This window comes from Bradyrhizobium macuxiense (assembly GCF_007993935.1).
GTDB lineage: Bacteria > Pseudomonadota > Alphaproteobacteria > Rhizobiales > Xanthobacteraceae > Bradyrhizobium > Bradyrhizobium macuxiense_A.
The window spans coordinates 51,334-74,554 of the sequence record NZ_VITY01000019.1 but is presented as its reverse complement, the minus strand read 5'-3'; the positions used below and the strand labels follow the sequence as shown (position 1 = coordinate 74,554).

Genomic DNA, 23,221 nt, shown 5'->3' with positions numbered 1-23,221 from the left:
ATCTGTGCGGCATGATAGCGCTTGCCTGCTGAATAATCGCCCGGATCGTATTGCAGCCAGCGCCGTGGAGCGATGCGCCGGCCTCATCATGACGGCACGCCGATTGCGCGCTAGTCTGACTCCGGCGGATATTGCCGCAGACGGAACAGCTCATGCTGAGATTGCTCGCCGCGCTCGTCTTGCTGGGAACGCTGACCAGTCACGCCGTCGCACAGGACGCTCAACGCAGCGAGTGCCTGGCGATGGCCCATGCGCCGCCGCGCGCCACCCCGGTGAGCTACCGGCGCGTCGCGGCCAAAGTGGATGAGGTCGCGATCACCTATGCCGGTCACTCGACCTATTACATCGACACGCCCGGCGGCATCCGGATCGCGACCGACTACAACGGCGTCTATCAGACCGGGCGATTGCCCGACGTCGCAACGATGAACCGGGCCCACGCGACGCATTACACGCTGTTTCCAGATCCCCGGATTCCGCATGTGCTGCATGGCTGGGGCGAGAACGGCCAGGCCGCGCATTACGCGGAGCGGATCGGCGACGTCTATATCCGCAACGTCACCACGGATATCCGCCGCTACTGGGGCGAAGACTCCGGCGGCGAGATGATCAAGGACGGCAATTCGATCTTCATCTTCGAGGTCGCCGGCCTCTGCATCGGCCATCTCGGCCACCTCCACGTCAGGCTCGACGACAGCCAGTTCGCCGCGATCGGCCGGCTCGACATCGTGATGGTGCCGATCGACGGCACCTATACGATGTCGCTCGACGGCATCTCCGAGATCACCAAACGCTTGCGCGCCTCGGTGGTGCTGCCGATGCACCGTTTCGCGACCCCGCTCGACGAGTTCATGCGCCTGATCGGCCAGCAGTTCGAGATCGATCGCCGCGGCGGCGAGCGAACTTTAAGGATTTCGCGCGACACGCTGCCGGCGACGCCGACCGTGATCATCCTCGACGGCGTGTAAAGCTCCACGCCATCATTCGGCCGCCACCTGCGTGCGCTGGTAGTGCCGACGCGATTTGGCGAGATTGCCGCAATCACCCATCGAGCACCATCGCCGGTTCTGGGTGCGGCTTTCGTCGACGAACAACCAGCCGCAGCCCCGCTCATCCTGACACTGCTTCACCCTCCGCGCACGGGGCCCGGTGAGAAGGCTCGCGGCCGACCATGCGATCGGCTTGAGCAGCGCCTCGGGGGCAACTTTCTCGGCTGTCGGCAGCCAGCGCAGGGTGTCGCCGACAGGTCCGAGCGCGACACTGCCTGATGCACTTCCGAGCCATCGGTTGAGATCGGCCAACGCGGCCGGATCGATCCGGCCGCCTTCGATGCGGGCGACAAAAATCCTGTACAGCGCCTCGCGCAGGCCGTGCGCGGCATTCAGAAACGCATCCGCCTCACGTGGTGCGGATTTCCATCGCGCCCTGAGTTGCGCGACCATCCGGCGATCTGCCAGTTCGGCGTCGGCGAGCCATTTCAGCGCGGAATCAGGGCTGGCGATCCGATCCTCAGCCTGGTCGCGCAGGCGCCATGCGACGGTATTCACGAACTGGATACTGAGCTCTTCCCGAGCCAGCGTTTCCGGCGAAGGAACACGTGACATGATCCGGCGGCTCCTCTGGAACGTATAACCCTTTACTTGGTTGGATTTCACAACCTGTTAAACGGTTAGAATCTAGTCCCGGAGCCTGCCATGTCCAAGCGTCTTTTGATGGTCGGCGCATTCGGCGCCATCTATCTGCTTTGGGGTTCCACCTATCTGGCGATCGCGCTCGGCCTGAAGACGATACCCCCGTTCCTGCTGATGGGCCTTCGTTCGCTCGGCGGCGGCGTGATCCTGATCGCGCTCAACGGGGCGGAAGTCATGCACGTACCGCGACGGAACTGGCTGACTGCATCGCTCTGCGGCGTGCTGTTCTTCGTCGGCTGTCACGGCGTTCTCGCCCATGCCCAGCAATCGGTCCCGTCCGGCATCGCCGCAATCGTGCTGGCCACGATTCCGTTCTGGGTGTTGCTTATTGATTTCCTGTTTCCGCAGGGCCGGCGCCCCAAGGCGTTGACGCTGGCCGCGTTGCTGCCCGGCCTTGCCGGCGTGGCAATCGTGGCCTGGCAGTCCGCGGGACAAGGTCACTTCAACGTCATTCCCATCCTGCTGCTGCTCGGCGCGGCGTTCTCTTGGGCGGTGGGCACGGTGCTGTCGCGCCGGACATCGGATCATGACTCGCCAATATTGTCGTCCGGCTTGCAGCTGTCGATCGGCGGCGCCGTCCTGCTTGCGATCAGTCTTGGGTCCGGCGAGTTGGATGGCTTCTCGCCGCGAAGCGTTTCGGCGTCCTCGCTCGCAGCCGTGATCTATCTCGCCATCGCCGGCAGCGTCATCGGTTTCACGGCGTTTCGCTGGCTGCTCGACCATGTGTCGACGTTCATGGTCTCGACCTACATTTTCGTCAATCCGATCATCGCCGTGCTGCTCGGGACACTGGTGCTGGGCGAACCATTTTCCGTCACGATGCTGCTCGGCGCGTTTCTTGTCATCGCCTCGGTCATCATCACCTGGCGCGCCGAGCTGGCGTCGCCGTCACCCGCGAAGCCAGCCCGGTCGACGATCTGTGCGCGATCGGCACTGCGATCGAGTTGACGGTATGCGAAGATGCGTAGTTGTGTTCGCAGACAGCGGTTTGACGCACGCTTGCTCCCCTCGTTATCCTCCAGCAGCCGACATCGTATCGGCGGCCGACAAGAAGCAAGAACAGGGAGCACCATCCATGGCCAGCACTCTGCCCGCCTCAGCCAGCGGGCTTTATGCCAATCCGCGCGAAGACTGGCTCGCCCAATACACCGAGGAGATCATCGATCCCGACAGGCCGATCGTCGACCCGCACCACCATCTCTGGGATCGCGGCGGCCTGCGCTATCTGATCGAGGAGATGCGCGACGACATCGCCTCCGGCCACAACATCGTGGCGACCGTCTATGTCGACTGCCGGTCGATGTATCGCGCCGACGGGCCGGAGGCGTTCCGCCCGGTCGGCGAGGTCGAGTTCGCCAACGGCGTCGCCGCGATGGCGGCGAGCGGCGGCTATGGCAAGGCCGCGATCTGCGCCGGCATCGTCAGCCACGTTAACCTTCTGATCGGCGACCAGGCCAAGGCGGTGCTGGAGGCGGAGATTGCGGCCGGCAACGGCCGGTTCCGCGGCATCCGCCACTCCTCGGCCTGGGACGAGGACCCGAACGTTGCCCACATGTATGCCAACCGGCCGAAGGGCATTCTGCTCGATTCCACCTTTCGTAGGGGGTTCGCGTGCCTGGCGCCGCTCGGCCTCAGCTTCGACGCCTGGTTGTTCCATCCGCAGATCGGCGAGCTGACCGATCTCGCCCGCGCCTTTCCCGACACCAAAATCGTGCTCGACCATTGCGGCGGCCCGGTCGGCACCGGCCGCTTCGCCGGCAGGCGCGAGGAGACTTTTCCGGTCTGGAAGGCGTCGATCCAGGAGATCGCCAGATGCCCGAACGTCGTGGTCAAGCTCGGCGGGCTGGCGATGTGCCTGCTCGGCTATGACTTCCACCTCCGCCCGAGGCCGCCCGCGTCGGAGGAACTCGCCGCCGCCTGGCGGCCCTATGTAGAGACATGCATCGAGGCGTTCGGGCCGAACCGTTGCATGTTCGAAAGCAACTTCCCACCTGACAAGGGACAGTGCAGCTATCAGGTGATCTTCAACACCTTTAAACGGCTTGCATCACAATATAGCGAAGCCGAGAAGACGGCGTTGTTCTTGAAGACGGCAAAGGATGTCTATCGGCTCGATATCGGGTAAGCTTCCGACTCATGGATGACGGCATCACCATCCGGCCGCTTCGAGAAGCTGATGCAGAAGCGGTGGTCGAACTTTACGCAAAGGCAGCTGCGGTGGAACCGCGGCTGGGCCCTGTTACGCTGCCGCAATGGGACCAGTTCCTGAAGCTGCCGCAGAACCGTGGCGGCCGCGACTTTCGTGTCGCCGAGCAGAATGGCCGGCTCGTCGGCCTCGCCGAATCCTCGTTGCGCGACCAGGGTGCGCACCATTCCCGGTTCCTCAAGATCGTCGTGGCGCCCGAGTTGCGGCGCCGCCGCATCGGCCTCGCGCTATTCGACGACGTGCTTGCGATCGACACCGACGCGGATCTCACCGTGCAGACGCTGGCGAGCAGCGACTGGCCGGCAGGAATGGCGTTCGTGGCGGCCTTCGGCTTTGTTCATCTCGAGTCCGAAATCGGGATGAAATGCGTCGAGCCGTTGCAGCCGGCGCGCACCCTCGCGGCCGCCCGCGCCACCATTGAGCAGGTCAGCGACGTGACCGCCTGCGCGGCCGAGGTCGCACGCATCCACAATGCCGCCTATGCCTCGGACGCCGCCTTCCGCCTGTACTCGCGGGAGGAGATGGCGCAGGTCCTGACCGAGACCGAAGTCTGGATCGCGTCGGAAGACGGACAGATGTCAGGCTTCTGCCTGACCGAGCCGGAGCGGAACTCGATGTGGATCGAGTCGGTCGCCGTCGACCCGGCGCGGCAGGGACGCGGGCTCGGCCAGCTCCTGGTCTACCGCGTGCTCAGCGCGCATGACGTGTCGGTCGAGCATCCCTGCTGGCTCAACGTCTCGAGCCGCAATGCTCCCGCGCTGAAGATCTACCGCCGGCTCGGCTTCAAGCCCCAGCACGAAACCTGCCGCTTCAGCGCCAGGCGAGGCGAGCTGATCGCTGCGAGGGAGCGGCGGTTTCAGTAAGAGCGCGATGAGATTGGGTCGATAACGAGGGCGACGGAAGTGCGCTCCCTCGCCCCGTTCTTACGGGGAGAGGGTTGGGGTGAGGGGCCGTCTCCGCGTATTCGGTGATAGCTGCGATTGCAGAGGCTCCCCCTCACCCGGATCGCATCTGACGATGCGATCCGACCTCTCCCCGCACGCGGGGCGAGGTGAAGAGCGTTAGCCGTTACGCCCACTCGCCCTTGCGGAACACCGGCACGCTGCGGCCGTCGGCGTGGATGCCATCGATGTCGGTGTGGGCGGAGCCGATCATCCAGTCGATGTGGATCAGGCTCTTGTTGCCGCCCTGCTCGGCGATCTGCTGCGGCGTCAGCTTGTCGCCGTTGACGAAGCATTTCGAGTAGCACTGGCCGAGCGCGATGTGCGAGGCGGCGTTCTCGTCGAACAGCGTATTGAAGAACAATAGGCCGCTCTTCGAGATCGGCGAGGAATGCGGCACCAGCGCGACTTCGCCGAGGCGGCGTGCGCCCTCGTCGGTGTCGAGCACCTTCTTCAGCACTTCCTCGCCGCGCGAGGCCTTGGCCTCGACGATGCGGCCTTCCTCGAACTTGACCGAAATATTGTCGATCAGCGTGCCCTGATAGGACAGCGGCTTGGAGGAGACGACATGGCCGCTGACGCGGCGGCAGTGCGGCGTGGTGAAGACCTCCTCGGTCGGGATGTTGGCGTTGCAGACGATGCCGTTCTTGGCGGTCGAGGCGCCGCCTTCCCATTCATGGCCGTCGGCAAGCCCGATCGTAAGGTCCATGCCGGGGCCGGAATATTTCAGCGCGTGAAAGCGCTGGCCGTTCAACCATTCGGTGCGCTCGCGCAGTTTCGCGTTGTGCTTTTCCCAGTTGGCGAGGGCGCCGTCCTGATCGACACGAGAGGCAGAGAAGATCGCATCCGCGAGCTTTGCCACCGCGACGTCCTCGGCATCATCGGGGAACACCTGCTTGGCCCAGGACGTGCTCGGATAGGCGATGATGTTCCAGTTGGTGTCGAAATTGACGATCTTCTCCAGCGCCGGCTGGTAGGCAATCGAATTGGCCTTGCTGGCGCGCGCGACCTTGGTCGGGTCTTCGCCCGACAGCAGCATCGGATTGTCGCCGACGATCGCGAGCCGCGCGGTGTTGGCGCCGAACGCCTTCGCCATGCCCTCGTAGAGCCAGCCCGCGGCACGATCGAAGCTCGCATCATTGCCGTAGCGGTAGCGCGCCAGCGTCAGCTCTTCATCCGAGAAGAACGGGGTCACGAGACCTGCGCCGGCTCTGTAGGCATGTTCCACGACGCGCCGCACCAGCGGCATCGCCGCGGCGGGCGCCGTCAGCAAGAGATCCTGCCCCGGTTGCAGCTGCAGCCCGACCTTGATTGCGACTTCGGCGAGCCGATCGAGCTTCACGGGATCGATCGAGGCGGAGAGGTTGCGTTGATGTGCGGTCATGAAGCGTCCGGTCGTGTCGTTTGAGGGATTTTCCAGGATTCGTAGTCCAATTCGATCCGCATTCGCAAGGTTCCTGCCCGCCGCAGAGGATCACGCGACGGCGAGCAATTGCCGCGAATTTTACCGCTTCACCGAGGCCAGCACCCGGTCGACCATCTCGGGCGCGAGGCCAAGGTAGTTTTTCGGCGCGGTGAGGCGGTCGATCGTCGCCCGGTCGATCCGGCTCGCGACGCGCTGATCGGCGGCCAGCGCCTCGGCCAGCGTCAGGCCCTTGTCGTTGGCGGCGCGGCAGGCGTCGTAGACCACGTCATGCGCCTCCTGCCGGCCGATCGCGGGTGCAAGACCCATCATCACGGCTTCGGCGACGATCAGCCCGCGGCTGATGTCGAGATTGTCGGCCATCCGCTTCTCGTCAACGATCAGGCCGCCGAGCGCGAATTTGGCCTGGTGCAGCGCGCCGGCGGTGAGCACAAAACTTTCCGGGATCGCCATCCATTCGGCGTGCCACGGCCCGGTGGCGCGCTCGAAATCCTGCACCATCGCATCCAGCATCAGGCCGGCATGCTGGCGCACCGCTTTGGCGGCCGCGAGCATCAGCTCCGACGAGATCGGATTGCGCTTCTGCGGCATGGTCGAGGACGCGCCGCGTCCCTTCACGAACGGCTCATAGACCTCGGCGAACTCGGTCGACGCCATGATCATGATGTCGAGCGCGATCTTGCCGAGCGTGCCCGTGACCAGCGCGAGGAAATTCACCGCTTCCGCCAGACCGTCGCGCGCGACGTGCCAGGTGGAGACGGGAACGCCGAGGCGAAGCTCCTCGCACAGCGCCTTCTGCACCTCGAAGCCCTTGCCGCCCAGCGAGGCCAGCGTGCCGGCGGCGCCTGCGAACTGGCCGACCAGCACGCGCGGCTTCAGCTCCGCGAGCCGTTCGGCGTGGCGATCGAATGCTGCGAGCCAGATCGCGGTCTTGTAGCCGAAGGTCACCGGAAGAGCCTGCTGCAGATGGGTGCGCCCGGCCATCGGCGTGTCGCGATACTTTTTCGAGAGACCGGCGAGGATGCCGCGCAGCGCGCTGATGTCGTCCTCGACGATCTTGAGGCCGTCGCGCAGTTGCAGCACCACGGCGGTGTCCATGATGTCCTGCGTGGTGGCGCCCCAATGGACGTAGCGGCCGGCCTCGCCGCACTGCTTCGCCATCTGATGCACCAGCGGCAGGATCGGGTAGCCGACCACGTCGGTCTCCTGCCGGAGCAGATCGAAATCGAACGCGGCGACATCGGTTCGCGCAGCGATCTCCTCCGCGGCTTGCGCCGGGATCACGCCGCAGCGGGCTTCGGCCCTCGCCAGCGCGACTTCGACCTCGGCATAGCGCGCAATCAGCCGCAGGTCGGAAAATACCTCGCGCATCTCGCTTGTGCCGAAGGCGTCGCGAAACAGCACGGAATCGAGCACGGTGGTGGAAGTCGGGAAGGCGGACATCGGGAAGGCAGGCATGGGCAGATCCTGTTGCCGGTCGCAGTCGGCAACGTCCCTATCACGGCGCCGGCCGCTGCCCTACCCCTCAGGCGGCGCCTCGCCGAACACCTCGGCTGCGATCTTGCTGGTCTCGATCGCGGCCGGAATGCCGCAATACATCGCGACCAGCAGCAGCACGTCCTGCACCTGGGCGGCGGTGCAGCCATTGGCCAGCGCGCCCTTGGCATGCACGCGGAACTCGGCAGGCTTGCTGCTCGCCGCGGTGATGCCGAGCATCACGAGGCTGCGGATCTGGTCGGACAGCCCGTTGCGCTCCCAGACGTCGCCATAGACGTAGGCGTTGATGATGTTCTGCAGCGGCGTGCCGAAATCGCCCGCGGCCGCCATCCGCTTGGCGACATCGACCTCGCCGAACATCTTCTGGCGCCGGCGCAGCCCGCGTGCATGGAGATCGCTGATGTCCACCATCGTCGTCTGGCTCCCCTATGTGGGCTATTTATACGGATAAATATGGCACGCCTCAATATTTGGTTAGGCCTCGCGCTTGCATTCCCGACGTATTTATCCGTATAAATTTTATCAAAACGAACCAGGAGGGGATCGGGATGACGTCACGGCTTGGGCTGCTTGCCGTCCTGCTCCTTTCCGCGCTTTCGGCCCTCCCGGCGCATGCGGCGGACGATTTCCCGCAACGGCCGCTCAAGATCATCGTGCCCTTCCCGGCCGGCGCCGGCCCCGACAATGTCGCGCGGCTGGTCGGCCAGCATCTGCAGGACGCGTTCGGCCAGACCGTGCTGATCGAGAATCGCGCCGGCGCACTTGGCAGCATCGGCGCCCAGGAAGTCGCCCGCAGCGCGCCCGACGGCTACACGCTCTTGATGGGCACCAACACCACCCATGCCAGCAATGTCGCGACGCTGAAGAGCCTGCCCTACGATCCGGTGAAGGATTTTGCGCCCGTGATCCGCACCACCACCACGGCGATGGTGCTGCTGGTCAACCCGAAGCTTGCGGCCAAGGACCTGCCGCAGTTCCTCAGCTACGCCAGGGCCAATCCCAATCTGACCGCGGGCTACGGCTCCGGCGCATCGCAGATCTCGATCGCCCAATTGCAGTCGCGCGGCGGCCTGTCGCTGATCGCAGCGTCCTATCGCGGCGTGCCGCAGGCGATGACCGACGTGATGGCCGGGGTGATCGACCTGACCTTCGGCGATTTCTCGGTCGCGATCCCGCAAATGCAGGGCGGCACCTTGCGCGGGATCGCGGTGACGTCGGCGGCCCGCAACGAGCTGACGCCGGGACTGCCCGCGCTTTCCGAAGCGATGCCGGGCTTCGAGGCAACCATCTGGTACGGGCTGTTCGCGCCGGCCGGCACGCCGGAACCGGTGGTCAACAAGCTCTACGCCGAGTGTGCGAAGTACCTCGCGATGCCGGAGACCAGGAAGAAGCTCGCCGATGTCGGCGTGATGGTGGCGCCGCTGGCGCCCGCCGAGTTCGGCGCCTTCGTCAAGAGCGAGGTGGTGCGCTGGTCGGCGGAGGTGAAAGCGGCCGGCATCCAGCCGCAATAGCGCGATGCGGCGGCGCATCATGGCTCGCGAGACACCTGTAGGCATGATCGGCCTGGGGCTGATGGGATCGGCGCTTTCGGCGCGGCTGATCGACGCCGGCGTCGGCGTAATCGGTTTCGACGTCGATGCGGCGAAGACGGACGGCTTGAGGGCCAGCGGCGCCGAGTTCGCGGCCTTCGCCGCCGACGTCGCGGCGCGATGCCGGGTCATCGTCATCGCCGTGTACGACGCCGCTGAGGTCAAGGGCCTGCTGCCGGACCTTGCGAACGCGACGCTGCCGCCGCTCGTGATCTGCACCACCACCTGCGCGCCGGGCGAGATCACGGCGATCGCCGAATTCGCGGCGCGGTCGCGCCTTGCCTTCATCGAAGCGCCGATCTCGGGCACCAGCGCCGAGGTCCGCGCCGGCACCGCCACCGCGCTGGTCGCCGGCGATCCCGACATCATCGCAGCCGCCGCGGCGACGCTCGACATCCTCTGCCCGCAGCGGATCAATGTCGGCGCGATCGGCAATGCCAGCCGCACCAAGCTCGCCATCAACCTGATCCTGCAGAACAACCGCGCCGCCTTGGCCGAGGGCATCGCATTTGCCGAGGCGCTCGGCCTCGACGGCGGGGCCTTCCTTGCGACCGCGCGGCAATCGGCGGCATATTCCGCCGTGATGGACAGCAAGGGACCGAAGATGCTGGCGCGGGATTTCTCGCCGCAATCGCATATCGCGCAGACCTTGAAGGACGCCGAGCTGATCCTGCAAGAGGCCGGCCGGCACGGCCTGCCCTTGCCGCTGACTTCGGTGCAGACCGAGCTGCTGCGCAGAGCGATTGCGCTCGAGGGCCCGGACAGCGACAGCGCTGCGATCATCGAGGCGATCCGGGCCGGACGCCGCCGGGATGAGGACCATTCATGATCAATTGTGCGATCGCGGGCCTCGGCCGCTGGGGCCGCGCACTGGTCGAGGCTGCGCAGGGCGAGCCGCGGCTGAGGATCACGCGCGCGGTGGAACCAGACACCGGCGGCGCCGCGGGCTTCTGCGCGGCACATGACCTGTCCCTCGCCGCGAGCCTGGACGATGTGCTCGCCGATCCCACGATCGACGCTGTGCTGCTGGCGACGCCGCATTCGCTGCACAAGCGCCAGGTGATCGCGGCCGCGAGGGCCGGTAAGCAGGTGTTTTGCGAGAAGCCGCTGGCGCTGCGGCACGGCGATGCGGCCGAGATGTTCGCGGCCTGCCGCAATGCCGGCGTGACGCTCGCAGTCGGGCATAACCGAAGGTTCTGGCCGTCGATGCAGGCACTCCGTGCGATCGCAGCCAGTGGCGAGCTCGGAACCATCCTGCATGTCGAGGGCCACAACAGCAACGAGAACTCGCAGGCCATCACGCAGGGCTGGCGGCTGTCGCCCGAGGAGTCGCCCGGCGGCGGGCTGACCGGTGCGGGCCTGCATGTGCTCGACGGCTTCGTCAGCCTGCTTGGTCCTGCCCGACAAGTTTATGCCCGGTTGAGTGAACGCGCGGCGGGACCACCGCCGCTCGACACTGCAACTTTAGCGATTGAATTTGTGAATGGCGTGAGTGCAACCCTTGCGACGATCCGCGCAACACCGTTCTATTGGCGCGTGCATATGTTCGGGACGAAGGGATCCGCAGAGGTGCTCGACGAGGGGACGATGGTGCTACGGACATCCGGCGGCGCGCCTGCAACGACGCGCTATCCGGCGGTCAACACGCTCACCGCGGAACTCGCGGCCTTTGCCGACGCGGTCGAACGCAAGCAGCCATTCCCGGTGCCGGAAGCCGACGTGCTCGCGACGCTCGCCGCGTTCGAGGCCGCGCTGCAGTCGATGCAGTCGGGACATCCGGTCGCCTGCCATATGGCATACCAGTGATCTGCCATGTCTGAACAACCGGACCGGGCGAGATCATCCCGCTATCGCGACATCGCCACCGGGCTGCAGAAGGACATCCGTCTCGGCACCTACGCGGTCGGCAATCTGCTGCCGACCGAGACCGAGCTGATGGCGAGCTATCAGGCGAGCCGCCAGACCGTGCGCGAGGCGCTGCGCATCCTGATCGACCAGGGCCTGATCGTGCGCCGCGCCGGCCTCGGCTCGGTGGTGATCGCCTCCGAGCCGCCGGTGCTGTTCACCCACAGCGTCAAGTCGCTCGGCGAATGGCTGCGCTATTCCAACGAGACCTACCGCGACGTGGTTGCCAGCAGCGACATCGTCGCCGACCGCAAGCTGGCCGCGCTGCTGAAATGCGAGCCCGGCAAGAGCTGGTTCCTGATCGAGGCGGTGCGCCGCTCCGACCAGTTCGCCGCCCCGCTCGGCTGGACCGAGATCTACGTGCTGCGCCGGTTCGCCGATGTCGTGACCCGCAGCGACCACGGCCGCACCCCGGTGCATGAGCAGATCGCCAAGATGTACGGCCAGGTCACCGAGCGTGCGCAGATGGAGATCTTCGTGCGGGGGATGCCGGCGCCGATCGCCAAGGCACTCGGCGTCAAGACCGGATCGCCGGCACTCACCGTGGTCCGCCGCTACTACGGGCTGCGCGAGGAACTGTTCGAGGTCACCATCACCACGCACCCCGAAGGGCGCTACACCTACACGATGGATATGCAGCGCTCGCTGCGGCCGAAGCTCTAGGCTTCCGTTTCGGGAGCGTTCTCCTGACGCGACCCCGGTTCCGAAAACGCGCTAGCGCGCCCGTGCGAGATGCGTATTGGCGGAGGTGTGTGCCATCTGCGGGGTGCCGCTCACGCCCCAGATCACGACCGCGATCAACGCGGCCGCCCAGACATATGGCACAGCATTCGGCTTCTTCATTTCCGGGATCACCCCAACGTCTCGGCAGGACCGCCTGACCTCACGACCTCCGTCGTGAATCTCACGACCGCAGTCGTCAGCGTCTCACCAGGCACCCGCTCTTCACAACGCTACTAAGGTTAGACCTTGTCGGTTTCAGGACGTCTTCATGCGATTCCGGAAATGATTTCGTGGGAACCGGGCTCTCTCATCCGAATTGATGAGACCGCAAGCCCGACCGTATTCGGCTCTATCAGGGCCAGGGCCTGAGTCGAGGCTTGAGTCGGGGCTGGGGATGCTGTGGAGAATTTCCTGCTCAAATTAGAGTCAGATGCACAACAAACCTTCCAAACGACGCCCGCTGAATTCTTTTTGATTGTCGCCGCGACTCCAGCCGTGGCATGCCTGCGCCTGTGACACTGTGATGACAAGGGTTCTCCCGTGACTGCCCAACCGGCCAAACCGCAAGGCGGCTCCCGCCGCCATTCCCAGCAAACCCAGGACGAGGTTGCGCGGTCGCTGGAACGGGAGCTGAGGTTCTTGACCGAAGAGCGCGAGGAACGCGCCCTCCGACTCGGGCTCGACTTTTCGGCCAAGACGCCGAAGGTGGACCAATGAGGTCCGCCTCGATGCGCGGCTTCTGATTCGACCTGTCAAACAGCTTGCTCAGTGTCATCGCCCGGCTCGACCGGGCGATCCAGTGTGTGAGTCCACGGCTCTTACCCCGTGTCGTCCCCTGCCTAGTGCGCAATTGCGCACGGGAGCAGGGACCCATAACCACAAGTTTGAGTTGTTGAAACGCGCTGTGGCTCCAGCGCGCAAACCAGTTGGCTTTCGTGGTTATGGATCCCGGGTCGCGCTTCGCTTGCCCGGGACGACATCGAGTTTGTGGCCTGCTGTTAGTCATACATCCGCGGTCACGCCCTGACGGCTCAGAGTTCTCCAGGCGATCAGGCGGCGCTGTAGCCGCCGTCCACCACATGCGACGCGCCAGTCATGAAGGACGCCTTGTCCGAGCACATCCAGACCACCGCTTCGGCGATTTCCTCCGGCACACCCAGGCGACGGACCGGCACCTTGGCGATGATCTCGTCGTAACGTTCGTCCATCGTTTCCTTGGTCATCGGCGTCTTGATGTATCCGGGATTGACGCAATTCACGCGGATGCCGTCCTGGGCATATTCGATCGCAGCAGACTTGGTCAGCCCGACGACACCGTGCTTGGTCGCGACATAGTGCGCCGACGTGGCGAGGCCGACCAGCCCGGCGATCGAGGCGGTGTTGACGATGGCGCCGCCACCGCCCTGCTTGAGCATCTGTGCGACCTCGTATTTCAGGCACAGGAACACGCCCATCAGATTGACCGCGAACATCTTCGCCACCGACGGCTGCGTGAGCTCGTGAATGCGTTGGCCGGGCGGGCCGACGGAACGCCCGGCGACGCCGGCATTGTTGAACGCGCAATCGATGCGCCCGAACGCCGAAACCGTGCGGGCCACCATGTTCGCGACATCTGCCTCGTCGGTGACATCGCCCTGGATCGCGATCGACTGGCCGCCCGCGGCGTTGATCAGGGCGACCGTCTCCTCGATGCCATCCTTTGAGAGGTCGGACACCGCCACGCGCGCCCCTTCGCGCGCCATGGCAATCGCGGTTGCCCGGCCGATGCCGGAGCCGCCGCCGGTCACCAACGCAGCCTTGCCGTCCAGAATGCCTGCCATGGGAAACTCCTTCAGCGCGGTCAGCGCTTGCCTTCAATTGCGATCTCGACGAGATACGGCCGTTGAGCCGCCACGGCCTTTGCAACTGCACCGGCGATGTCGTCGGCCTTCTCAACCCTGACCGCCTCGACGCCCATGCCCGCTGCGAGATGCACGAAGTCGAGCACGGGGCCGGTGATATCCATATTCTGATAGGGATGCTGGGTGCCGGCTTCGAAATTCTGACGCCAGACATCCACATTGTGCTTCAGGATGCGGTACTCGCGGTTGGCGAGCACCACGAACACGATCGCAAGCTTGTGGTGCGCGGCAGTCCACAGCGCCTGGATCGCGTACATCGCCGAGCCGTCGCCCGAGACGGCGACAACCGGACGGTCCGGCATTGCGACCTTGACGCCGATCGCGCCGGCAAGGCCCTGCCCGATGCCGCCGCCACGGCCGCCGAAATAATCGCCGAAGCCGCGATAATCGAAGGCGCGCGCGAGATCGAGGCTCGCCGTGATGCTTTCATCGACGATCACGACATCATCGGGCAGGCCGCGACGCAGCTCTGCGGTGACGCGCGGCATCGAACTCGGCTCCCGGTTCCAGCTTTTCTCGATACGGGCGCGATAGGCTTCTTTCTCCTTCGCTTTTAGTTCGGCCAGCGCGGCGTTGCGGTGCTGCGCGGCCTGCCTGAACTCCGCACCCGCCTTTGCCCGTAACGCGTCCGTCAGTGCGGCGAGGCTGACGGCGATGTCGCCGACGACGCCGGCATCGAGCCGGTTGTTGAGCGCGAGACGCTCGGCCGAGGCCTCGATCTGCGACAAGCATGCGCCGTCGGGAATGTGGCCGCCCGGCGCAAACCAGATGTCCTCGAAGAACGGACCGCCGATCAGCAGCACGAGATCGGTATCGCCGAGCGCCTTCCGCACCTGCCGGGCATCGCCCGGGAGCGCCTGACGATAACTCGGATGGCTGGTCGGGAACGACGCGTGATGCCGCAATCCCTCGAACCACACGGTGGCGCCGAGCGCTTCCGTGAGCGCCACCAGCGCCTGCTCGCCGCCCGACCGCGCGACGTCGTCGCCGGCGATGATGGCCGGATTTTTCGACTTCAGCAGCAGCGCGACCAGCGCCTCGATCCCTGCCGGATCGGGACGCGTCGATCGCCACAAATGATCCGGCGTCGACGCATCGACCGCGGTTTCCTGCTCCAGGACGTCGATCGGCAGCGAGACGAACACGGGGCCTTGCGGCGCATCGGTCGCCACCTTGAACGCGCGTCGCATGATCGGGGCGATCTCGTCGGCGCGCTCGATCTGCACGCTCCACTTCGTCACGGGCGCGGCCATCGCGACGAGATCATGGCCGAGCAACGGATTGTTGAGCCGCATCCGCGTATCCTGCTGGCCGGCCGTCACCACCACGGGCGAGTTTGCCTTCAGCGCGCCGTAGAGCGAACCGATGCCGTTGCCGAGGCCGGGCGCGACGTGCAGATTGGCAACGGTGACGCGCCCCGACGCCTGCGAGTAGAAACCGGCCGCGCTGACCGCGACACCTTCGTGCAGCGCCATGATGTATTCGAGTTGCGGAAATGCCGGCAAACTGTCGAGCAGTGGCGTTTCTGTCGTGCCGGGATTGCCGAATATATGGCGCACGCCGTGCGACACGAACGATTCCATCAGCACACGACGCCCACGCATTCGCTTCCTCTCGATCGGCTTTGATCCGTTTTGCGCATCATCAGCCGGAGAGCGGCCCATGGCAACCATGCGGGACGGTTGGCGTGCGCGCGGCCGGTTGCGTCTTCCGCATGGCTTCAAAGGCACGGACGCGCATCGCGCGGTCGACATCGTTCCGCGACGCGGCAATGACACGGGACGACGTTGGCAACCGGCGATACCGGCGTCAGGTCCTGCGCTCGTCGCGCTATCGCGAGCTCTCCACGAACGCAACCGGCGTGCCCTTGGCGACACCGGCCGCGACCCTGAGCGCGTCCCAGTTCGTGAGCCGGACGCAGCCATGGGATTCGGCCTTGGAGATCTTGCCGGGATTGCCGGTGCCGTGGATTCCGTAACCCTCCCCCGAGAGGTTGATCCACACCACGCCGACCGGGTTGTTCGGGCCGGGCTTGATCGTGAACGGCCTCTTCGATTTGACGCCCTTGAACTTGTATTTTGGATTGTAGTGATAGGTCGGATTCTTGTTGATCGCCGTCACCTTCAGCGTGCCGCTCGGCGTCGGCTTCTCCGTGCTGCCGACCGTCGCGGGATAGAAGGCGATGAGCTTCCCCGCGGCATCGAAGGTCCGCAACGTCTGCCTCGTCTTGTCGACCTCGATACGCGCGACCGGCGCCGGCTTTTCGGTGTCGAGCACGTTCGCAACCGCAATGCTGTCACCGGGCTTATCGAACTTCTGGCCTGGATTGAGTGCCTGCAGCAACGCCTCGCTCATGTGGAATTTCTCGGCCAGCGCTTCGCGCGGGCTGGTGTAGTTCAGCGCCGGCAGGTCCTTCATGCTCTCCATCTTCACGGGGACCTTGTTCAGGAACGGACCTTTCACGTCGGCATCGACAATCGTATAGGTGACGACCGCGGCGCCTTCGCTGGCGGCGACGAGCCTGGTCCAGAGATCCGCCGTCACCGCCTTGTCGAAGGACAATCCATTGGCCTCGGCGAATGCCGCGAGCGCCTTCTGCGCGTTCTCCCCGAACTTGCCGTCGATCTCCCCGGGGGAGAAATGCGCGCGATCGAGCAGGATCTCGAGCCTGGCAATGGAAGGGCTGAGCTGTTGACGGTCCGGCAATCTTGTCGGCGGCGCCGCGGCGTCATTGATCGAGGCGGCATCGAGACCTGCTGCAACCACGGGCGTGGTCGACAAGAACAAGAGGGCAGCGGCAAAACCTGCTAAGGCAAAACGTCGGAACATCGCGCATCCCAACATGGCCACCCTTCCGTCAAGCCACAGAAGGCCGCGAAGTTCCAACATGTGTTTCGCTGCACTGCGTCGGGCAACAGAAGGCGCCGGAGGCGATCCGCCTCCAAACGCACCGCGATGCGTCACGCTCCGCGTGACACGCCGGCCAGACTCATTTCCCCCAAGAAAATGAGAGCTCTGGTATACGTTACCGATCGTTTTCAGATCGCGTTTCTTGCAATTCATTTTTAAGTGGGCGCTGTCATGACATTGATCGATGGCTTGGGTTACCTGGCGTCGGCTCTCGTATTGCTGACGTTCTGCATGAGCACCATGTTGAGCCTGCGCTCTGTGGCCATATGCAGCAATCTGGCATTCATCAGCTACGGCCTGGGCGCCCGGATCTACCCGGTGCTCGCCCTGCACGTCATTCTGTTGCCGCTCAACGTGCTGCTGCTGTTCCAGATGGTCCGGCTGCTTCGCAAGGCGAAGCTCGCCGCATCGACTGATCTTTCCCCGAGCTGGCTGCAACCGTTCATGCGGCCGAAGCACGTCAAGGCGGGAGAGACGATCTTCAACAAAGGTGACGATGCCGATCTGCTGTACATGGTCGTATCGGGCGATGTCAGGTTTCCCGAAATCGATCGCGGGGTATCGGCGGGCGAATTGTTCGGAGAGATCGGACTGTTCTCCCTCGAACGGCGCCGCACCCAGACGGCGCTCGCCGCGACCGACGTGGATCTGCTGTGGATCAGCGACGGTGCGCTGAGGAAACTGTGCGAACGCAATCCAGGACTGTCGCTGTATTTCCTGCGACTGACGGCGACCCGGATGACGGAAAATGCAGCCCGCGCAATCGGAGTTGCCGCAGCCGCGCGCTGATGACGCCCACCCGGCGTCAAGATGGCGCGGTGAAAGAAGCGTCGCTCGCCAATCCTACGGCGCGGACGACGCCGCAAGGTTCGGCAGCGGCGCGAACTGCATCTCTGCGACGGCCGAGCCGGCATAGGCACTGGCGATCAGGATCATGACTCGAATGGCGACGAACATAGTGGCCTCCTCAGTCTTTTTCTTGATCCCTTGATGCCAGAGACTCCTTGCGGGCTGGTGAGGAAAGCTGGTTGCCGCAACCTTGAAGGCGTTGGTAAGCGAACGGTTTATGCATCGCGTTCACCAAGCGGGAACCGTACTGGCCGATCGAGCCGACAGCTAAACGCGCGGTTCACCGTCGCCGGGCATTGTTCGCCTCAATCAAGAGGCGCAAACACAATGCCGATTTTCAGGACGATCCTTGTTGCCGTATCGATTTTTCTTGCCGGTTTGTACGTCTACGATACCTGCCGCAGCGACAGTATCCTGTTGGCGGTTCCGGTAAACGACATCATCGCACGGCGGTGGCCGGAACCGGATGCGTTTCGTTCGACCGCGGCCGCGGTTTCCATGGCCGCGACCGAAGCGACACCGGCGGCGCGTGTTAGGGAAACGTTTGCGATGTTCCTCGCCAGGGACGCGCGGCGCCACACCATGCAGCGCAGTCTCTGAAGCTCGGTCAGCCCAGGGATACGCCGGCCTTGGCGCGGCTGATTCCGAGCGTCACGATCCGGTTCAACAGACCCGGGTAATCGAGCCCATCATGCCCGGCGGCCGTCGCGAACTCCTGGCTCTTGGCGATCTCGGGATTGGGATTGGCTTCGATGAAATACGGCACGCCATTGGTGGACAGGCGGAAGTCGATGCGCGCGTAGCCGTCGAGTCCCAGGGTCCGGTAGATGCGTTTCGCCAGCCGCTGAATGTGGGCGGATAGTTCCGGCGTGAGGTCGTCGGCCGGGCCATCCGCAATCCCGATGCGCTCCTGATAGCTGGTATCGTGCTTGGCCTTTTCGGTCGCGATATGCCGCGCGCCGGGGCCGCCCATGCTGCCGAATTTCAATTCCCACACCGGCAGCACCCGCAGCCGGTTGTTGCCGAGCACGCCGACGTAGAGCTCGCGGCCCTCGATGAACTGCTCGGCGATCGCGGCCGTTCCGATCCGCTCATGGATGAAGGCGACGCGCTCCGCGAGTTTCTCGTCGGTATCGACGATCGACGCCTGCGAGATGCCGAGCGATCCGTCGCTGCTCAGGCTCTTGACGATCAGCGGCAGCTCGAGACGCGGCGGGCGCTTGACCTTGCGGCGCATCGGGAACACGGCGAAGGCCGGCACCGGGACCCGGCGATGATGCACCAGCGTCTTGGACAAATCCTTGCCGCGCGCCAGGATCAGGCCGCGCGGGTTGCACCCGGTGTACGGGATCTTCATCAGCTCGAGATAGCTCGCGATGTGCTGGTCATACACGACGTCGTAGTGAAACTCCTCCAGCAACGTGAACACGATGTGCGGCTTGAAGCCTTCGATCTCGTCGCGTACCGGCTTGATTTCTTCCTGCACGCCGAGCGGACGAACCTCATGGCCGGCCGCGCGCAGCGTGCTCACGACGTCGTATTCGGTCTTCCACTCATTGATCTCCCGCGCGGAGTATCCATCGCTGCTCTCGGGAGGCACACAGTCGGGATGCATGAGCACCAGGATGCGAAGGTGTTTCATAGCGCGATCCATTTACGGCGCGATGGGCCGAACAGCGCGTGCATGGTCTTGGCGGTCAGCAGGATGATGAAGTTGGTCACGAGCTTCTGCTCGGGGCCGACGGCACGCAGATTAAGCTCGCGGCAGCGCGATATCATGTCGTCGAGCACGGCATCGAGCGTCAGCTGGTTCTCGCCGGTCCAGCGCGCGACCAGCTGCCTGATATGAGCACGATGCCGCCTGATGAACACCGCAGCTGGCTGATACCGTTGATGCCGCGGATCGGCGGAGAACAGCTTGGACAGATCGCGGTCATAGGTCTTCGGCGGCGTGAACGCATAGAACGCCTGCTTCTTCTTGTAGTGCTCGCCGAGCGTCTGCTTGAGCTCACGCAGCGGATCGACGCGCTCGCGCGTCGCAAGCAGCGGCCGCTTGCCGGCGATCTCGCCCATCAGCTCGTCGACATATTCGAGCTTCTTCAGCGCCGGCCAGCCGGCATACCGCGTCCGCCAGTTCGAGCGCGGCCGCAGCCACACCGCGAAGGTCTCGGCGAAATCCTCGTCAGGATGGCTCTGTGCGTACCAGAGCCGAAGATGCTGGACATAATTGCGGCTGGCCGGATTGGGCCGATAGTAGCGCGGGTAGTGCTGCGACGACGGACCGAACAGCTGCTGCCAGCGCCGGCGCCGTTGCAGCTGGTAGCCGTGCTGCACGGCGTGGCCCGCCTCGTGGCGGAGAATGGCCATGCATTCGGACCACGAGGCGCCCTCGACGTCGAGCATCATCTTCTTCTCGAGCTTCATCAGGCGGGGATGGGCCAGATAAAACGGAATCGCGATGCCGGGCACATCCGCCGGGCTGAACCATTCGCTCGATATCCAGGTGTGCGGCCGCAACCGGATGCCGCGCTCTTCGAGCTCCTCGTAGAGCGTGCTGACACAATCCGCGATCCAGGTGCCTTCGACTGCAACCCTCAGATTGCAGAGGCGCTGCTGGAGCAACTGCTCGTCCGTAAGGTTCTCCCAGGCATATTTGCGACGCGGCATAGGCTTCCAAAAGTCAAAAACAAACCGGAATCGGGATGGTGTCATAGGTTGCCGCCGGCAACAACCGCCGGGCTTTTGCGGCAGGCCGTGGTCCATCTGGTTCTGGGGCAACCCCGGTCCGCTTCCGCCGTGAGCCGGCCGCCCCCGCGGCGCTGCACACCCGGCTCATTGCAAGACCCGCCACCGCGACCCCAGGTCACTGACGGGCGTCCTCGTACTTGTCTGCTATGATCGGCCATTGACCGGGCGATCATTTGAGGGGGGCGGGAATGGATTATCGGCGGCGGCTGCTGTTTCACGGCATGGCCTTGTTCCTGATCGGGCTGTTGACCGGCCTTGCCGAGCAGCACTTCACCAATGTGCGGATGGCGCTCACGGCGCATCTCGAAGGCGTGATGAACGGCACCTTCCTGCTCGCGGTCGGGGCAATCTGGAGCGAGGTCAGGCTGGCGTCCGGTCCGCGCGCTTTCGCCTACTGGGCGCTGCTCTGCGGGACCTATGGCAACTGGGCCGTGACGACGCTCGCCGCCGTGCTCGGGACCGGCGCGCTCTCGCCGGTCACCGCGGCCGGACGCGGTGCCGCGCCGTGGCAGGAGACGCTGGTGACCGCGGGATTCATCTCGATCGGCCTTGCGATCATCGCGGCATCGGTCCTGCTGCTGTGGGGGCTGCGCGGCAAGGCCGCGCCGGTTGGACCTAACGCTTAACCCAGCGCTGCACGGCAGCAGTGGTGTCGGTCGGGTTGGTGGTGAAGCGCGGGCTACGCGATCGATGGGCCTGAGCTCAAGGCCTGCGTCAGGGATCGCGAAGCCGTCAGCGCCGCCCGTGGTCCTGCGCCGCACGTGCAGCGGCGGCGGCGCGGCGCTTGAGAAACTCACGCTCGCGCGCGTTGCCGGCCAATGCGGCGGCGGTCTCGAACGCCGTGTGCGCCTCCGCGAAGCGGCTTAGGCGATGCAGCAGATCGCCGCGCACGCTCGGCAGCAGGTGATAGGATTTCAGCGCCGGCTCATCGGCGAGACCGTCGACGATCGCAAGCGCGGCCTGCGGCCCTTCCGCCATGCCGATCGCAACCGCGCGGTTGAGCTCGATGATGGGCGAGTCGAGCAGCGCGGCGAGATCGCCGTACAGCGCGGCGATGCGGCGCCAGTCGGTCGCGCCGGGCGCATCGGCCTCGGCGTGGCAGGCGGCGATCGCAGCCTGCAGGGCGTAGAAGCCGCCGGCGCCGCCGAGCTCGCGGGCGCGCGCCAGCGCCAGCTGCCCGCGGCGGATCTGCAGGCGATCCCACAGCGCGCGGTTCTGGTCCATCAAGAGGATCGGCTCGCCGGCCGCATCGGTGCGCGCCGCCATCCGCGAGGCGTTGAACTCCATCAGCGCCAGCAATCCGTGCGCCTCCGGCTCCGACGGCGCGATCGAGGTCAGCACGCGGCCGATCCGCAGCGCCTCGTCGCAGAGCTGCGGCCGCAGCCATTCGTCGCCGCGCGCAGCGGTATAGCCCTCGTTGAAGATCAAATAAGTAACCTCGAGCACCGAGGCGAGCCGCTCGGACAGCGCCGCGCCGCGCGGCGTCTCATAGGCGAGGCCGGATTCCGACAGCGTGCGCTTGGCGCGCACGATGCGCTGGGCGATGGTCGCTTCCGCCTGCAGGAAGGCGCGGGCGATCTCCTCGGTGGTGAGGCCGCAGATCATCCGCAGCGCCAGCGCGGCGCGCGCCTCGCGCGACAGCAGCGGATGGCAGGCGGTGAAGATCAGCCGCAGCAACTCGTCGCCGATATCGTCGTCGAGCGCGGATTCGAAATCGGGCATGGTCTCCTGCTCCCGCGCCAGATCATGCGCCAGCATGCCGTGCTTGCCGATCAGCATGCTGTTGCGCCTGAAGTGATCGAGCGCACGCCGTTTGGCGGTCGCCATCAGCCAGGCGCCGGGCTTTTCGGGCACGCCGTCGGCCGGCCAGTGCTCAAGCGCGGCGACCAGCGCTTCCTGGGTCAGATCCTCGGCGAGCGGCACGTCGCGCAGCATCCGCGACAGGCTGGTGATCAGCCGCGGCTGCTCGATGCGCCACACCGCAAGGATGGTGGCCTGGATGTCGGCGGCCGTCATCACCGCCGACCTGCATTGTGGCCTGGACGCGTTGTCTTCACGCGAACCGGAGGCCGCTTCGCTTGAAAGCGCCCTGTCCGCTACGCATCAAGCGATGGCGGACACATCGGCCTGGCAGGCGACGTCAACGCCTGGGGTCGCGAGGTGGCGCACCTCGCAGGTCCCTTCCCAGCCCGGCATATGCTCCTTGTGCAGTTGCATGAATTCGACGGCGGCGGCCACCGCCTCTTCCTTGTTGCGCAGCTCGAAGATCGCGTAACCGCCGATCATCTCCTTGGCCTCGACGAACGGCCCGTCGATGACGTTGAGCTTGCCGTCGGTGATGCGGACCTGGGCACCCGTCGCGACCGGCAGCAGCCCGCCGGTGTCGATCATGCGGCCGGCCTTGATCTCGCGCTCGGCGAGCTTGCCCATCGCCTCCATCAGGGCCGGCGTCGGCGGCCCGGGGGGCTGCGGGGAGGTGACGATATACATGAAACGCATCGGAAAACTCCTGTTGGGCGAGAAGCGACGATCACCGCCGCAAGACCTGCTCGCTATTGGTGACGACGATCCGGCACGAACCGGATCGACATGGGGTGGGGAATTATTTTCGGGCTGGACGACGGAACAGGGCACACTGCGAACGCATCGGCGGCGCGCCCTGTTCCCCTTTGCAGCCGCCGCGGATGCGTGGGGCCAAAAATATCGAAAACAACCCCATGCAAAGGAGCCGGCGGGCTGCCGGCGTCCGACACGGGCGCCTTGACACGTCGGGCAAATCAGGGACATATTTCCAATATTCCGAAATTGTGTAAGCTTCCCTTCGCCGGCAAGAGCGAG

Annotated in this window: 23 protein-coding genes; 11 read left to right on the top strand and 12 right to left on the bottom strand. The window is 65.1% G+C overall.

Features of this window, described 5'->3' with window-relative positions; all coding sequences use genetic code 11:
- The first annotated feature begins 152 nt into the window (after positions 1-152).
- Positions 153-968 carry an MBL fold metallo-hydrolase gene (locus tag FBZ93_RS35960; RefSeq protein WP_146992137.1) on the top strand — a complete coding sequence of 272 codons (816 nt, stop codon included), beginning with the start codon at positions 153-155 and terminating at the stop codon, positions 966-968.
- Between the two features lie 12 nt (positions 969-980).
- Here FBZ93_RS35960 and FBZ93_RS35955 read toward each other — a convergent pair whose 3' ends face one another.
- Positions 981-1,604 (bottom strand): CGNR zinc finger domain-containing protein, encoded by a 624-nt coding sequence (locus tag FBZ93_RS35955; protein WP_146992136.1) that lies wholly within the window; start codon positions 1,602-1,604, stop codon positions 981-983.
- A gap of 90 nt (positions 1,605-1,694) precedes the next feature.
- On the opposite strand from FBZ93_RS35955, the gene FBZ93_RS35950 reads away from it, so the two are divergent.
- From FBZ93_RS35950 to FBZ93_RS35940, 3 genes are all read left to right on the top strand, one after another.
- Complete coding sequence (locus FBZ93_RS35950) at positions 1,695-2,639, top strand: EamA family transporter (protein WP_146992135.1); 945 nt, start codon at positions 1,695-1,697, stop codon at positions 2,637-2,639.
- Between the two features lie 127 nt (positions 2,640-2,766).
- A complete protein-coding gene (locus FBZ93_RS35945; RefSeq protein WP_146992134.1) occupies positions 2,767-3,816 on the top strand; it encodes an amidohydrolase family protein in 1,050 nt (349 codons plus the stop codon).
- Between the two features lie 11 nt (positions 3,817-3,827).
- Complete coding sequence (locus tag FBZ93_RS35940) at positions 3,828-4,760, top strand: GNAT family N-acetyltransferase (protein WP_146992133.1); 933 nt, start codon at positions 3,828-3,830, stop codon at positions 4,758-4,760.
- 205 nt (positions 4,761-4,965) lie between these two features.
- On the opposite strand, the gene FBZ93_RS35935 is transcribed toward FBZ93_RS35940, so the two are convergent.
- From FBZ93_RS35935 to FBZ93_RS35925, 3 genes are all read right to left on the bottom strand, one after another.
- Positions 4,966-6,222, bottom strand: a complete 1,257-nt coding sequence (locus tag FBZ93_RS35935; protein ID WP_146992132.1) for an aminopeptidase — start codon at positions 6,220-6,222, stop codon at positions 4,966-4,968.
- Positions 6,223-6,342: 120 nt separating this feature from the next.
- Complete coding sequence (locus FBZ93_RS35930) at positions 6,343-7,704, bottom strand: class-II fumarase/aspartase family protein (RefSeq protein ID WP_146992218.1); 1,362 nt, start codon at positions 7,702-7,704, stop codon at positions 6,343-6,345.
- Between the two features lie 75 nt (positions 7,705-7,779).
- Positions 7,780-8,169: a carboxymuconolactone decarboxylase family protein gene (locus FBZ93_RS35925; RefSeq protein WP_146992131.1), complete on the bottom strand. Its 390-nt coding sequence runs from the start codon at positions 8,167-8,169 to the stop codon at positions 7,780-7,782.
- A gap of 137 nt (positions 8,170-8,306) precedes the next feature.
- Here FBZ93_RS35925 and FBZ93_RS35920 point away from each other — a divergent pair, with 137 nt between their 5' ends.
- From FBZ93_RS35920 to FBZ93_RS35905, 4 genes are read left to right on the top strand one after another with little or no spacing between them, the layout of a single operon-like run.
- A complete protein-coding gene (locus tag FBZ93_RS35920; RefSeq protein WP_146992130.1) occupies positions 8,307-9,269 on the top strand; it encodes a Bug family tripartite tricarboxylate transporter substrate binding protein in 963 nt (320 codons plus the stop codon).
- 19 nt (positions 9,270-9,288) lie between these two features.
- Complete coding sequence (locus tag FBZ93_RS35915; RefSeq protein WP_167529373.1) at positions 9,289-10,176, top strand: NAD(P)-dependent oxidoreductase; 888 nt, start codon at positions 9,289-9,291, stop codon at positions 10,174-10,176.
- Positions 10,173-11,153 carry a Gfo/Idh/MocA family protein gene (locus FBZ93_RS35910; RefSeq protein ID WP_146992128.1) on the top strand — a complete coding sequence of 327 codons (981 nt, stop codon included), beginning with the start codon at positions 10,173-10,175 and terminating at the stop codon, positions 11,151-11,153. Before FBZ93_RS35915 ends, FBZ93_RS35910 begins: the two co-directional genes overlap by 4 nt.
- 6 nt (positions 11,154-11,159) lie before the next feature.
- The gene (locus FBZ93_RS35905; protein WP_050423036.1) at positions 11,160-11,915 is read left to right on the top strand and encodes a GntR family transcriptional regulator; all 756 of its coding nucleotides are present in this window, start codon (positions 11,160-11,162) and stop codon (positions 11,913-11,915) included.
- 51 nt (positions 11,916-11,966) lie between these two features.
- Here FBZ93_RS35905 and FBZ93_RS41800 read toward each other — a convergent pair whose 3' ends face one another.
- The 4 genes from FBZ93_RS41800 to FBZ93_RS35890 all read right to left on the bottom strand — a co-directional run bounded on the left by FBZ93_RS41800 (position 11,967) and on the right by FBZ93_RS35890 (position 16,705).
- Entirely contained in the window at positions 11,967-12,095 is a 129-nt protein-coding gene (locus tag FBZ93_RS41800) for a hypothetical protein (RefSeq protein ID WP_274617391.1), read from the bottom strand.
- 929 nt (positions 12,096-13,024) lie between these two features.
- Complete coding sequence (locus FBZ93_RS35900; protein ID WP_146992127.1) at positions 13,025-13,795, bottom strand: SDR family NAD(P)-dependent oxidoreductase; 771 nt, start codon at positions 13,793-13,795, stop codon at positions 13,025-13,027.
- A gap of 20 nt (positions 13,796-13,815) precedes the next feature.
- Positions 13,816-15,480: a thiamine pyrophosphate-binding protein gene (locus FBZ93_RS35895; protein WP_146992126.1), complete on the bottom strand. Its 1,665-nt coding sequence runs from the start codon at positions 15,478-15,480 to the stop codon at positions 13,816-13,818.
- A gap of 226 nt (positions 15,481-15,706) precedes the next feature.
- Positions 15,707-16,705, bottom strand: coding sequence for a L,D-transpeptidase family protein (locus FBZ93_RS35890; protein ID WP_167529372.1), 999 nt, complete (start codon positions 16,703-16,705; stop codon positions 15,707-15,709).
- A gap of 252 nt (positions 16,706-16,957) precedes the next feature.
- On the opposite strand from FBZ93_RS35890, the gene FBZ93_RS35885 reads away from it, so the two are divergent.
- On the top strand, positions 16,958-17,575 hold the full coding sequence (locus FBZ93_RS35885; protein ID WP_146992125.1) for a Crp/Fnr family transcriptional regulator: 618 nt from the start codon (positions 16,958-16,960) through the stop codon (positions 17,573-17,575).
- Between the two features lie 387 nt (positions 17,576-17,962).
- The gene (locus tag FBZ93_RS35880; protein ID WP_146992124.1) at positions 17,963-18,235 is read left to right on the top strand and encodes a hypothetical protein; all 273 of its coding nucleotides are present in this window, start codon (positions 17,963-17,965) and stop codon (positions 18,233-18,235) included.
- A 7-nt stretch (positions 18,236-18,242) separates the two neighbouring features.
- On the opposite strand, the gene FBZ93_RS35875 is transcribed toward FBZ93_RS35880, so the two are convergent.
- Positions 18,243-19,277, bottom strand: coding sequence for a D-alanine--D-alanine ligase family protein (locus tag FBZ93_RS35875; RefSeq protein ID WP_167529371.1), 1,035 nt, complete (start codon positions 19,275-19,277; stop codon positions 18,243-18,245).
- Positions 19,274-20,302 (bottom strand): putative zinc-binding metallopeptidase, encoded by a 1,029-nt coding sequence (locus FBZ93_RS35870; RefSeq protein WP_146992122.1) that lies wholly within the window; start codon positions 20,300-20,302, stop codon positions 19,274-19,276. Before FBZ93_RS35870 ends, FBZ93_RS35875 begins: the two co-directional genes overlap by 4 nt.
- A 269-nt stretch (positions 20,303-20,571) precedes the next feature.
- Here FBZ93_RS35870 and FBZ93_RS35865 point away from each other — a divergent pair, with 269 nt between their 5' ends.
- Positions 20,572-21,009 carry a hydrogenase gene (locus FBZ93_RS35865; protein WP_146992121.1) on the top strand — a complete coding sequence of 146 codons (438 nt, stop codon included), beginning with the start codon at positions 20,572-20,574 and terminating at the stop codon, positions 21,007-21,009.
- 106 nt (positions 21,010-21,115) lie between these two features.
- Here FBZ93_RS35865 and FBZ93_RS35860 read toward each other — a convergent pair whose 3' ends face one another.
- Positions 21,116-22,399: an RNA polymerase sigma factor gene (locus FBZ93_RS35860; RefSeq protein WP_146992120.1), complete on the bottom strand. Its 1,284-nt coding sequence runs from the start codon at positions 22,397-22,399 to the stop codon at positions 21,116-21,118.
- Positions 22,400-22,486: 87 nt separating this feature from the next.
- On the bottom strand, positions 22,487-22,882 hold the full coding sequence (locus FBZ93_RS35855) for a YciI family protein (RefSeq protein WP_146992119.1): 396 nt from the start codon (positions 22,880-22,882) through the stop codon (positions 22,487-22,489).
- Positions 22,883-23,221 lie beyond the last annotated feature (339 nt).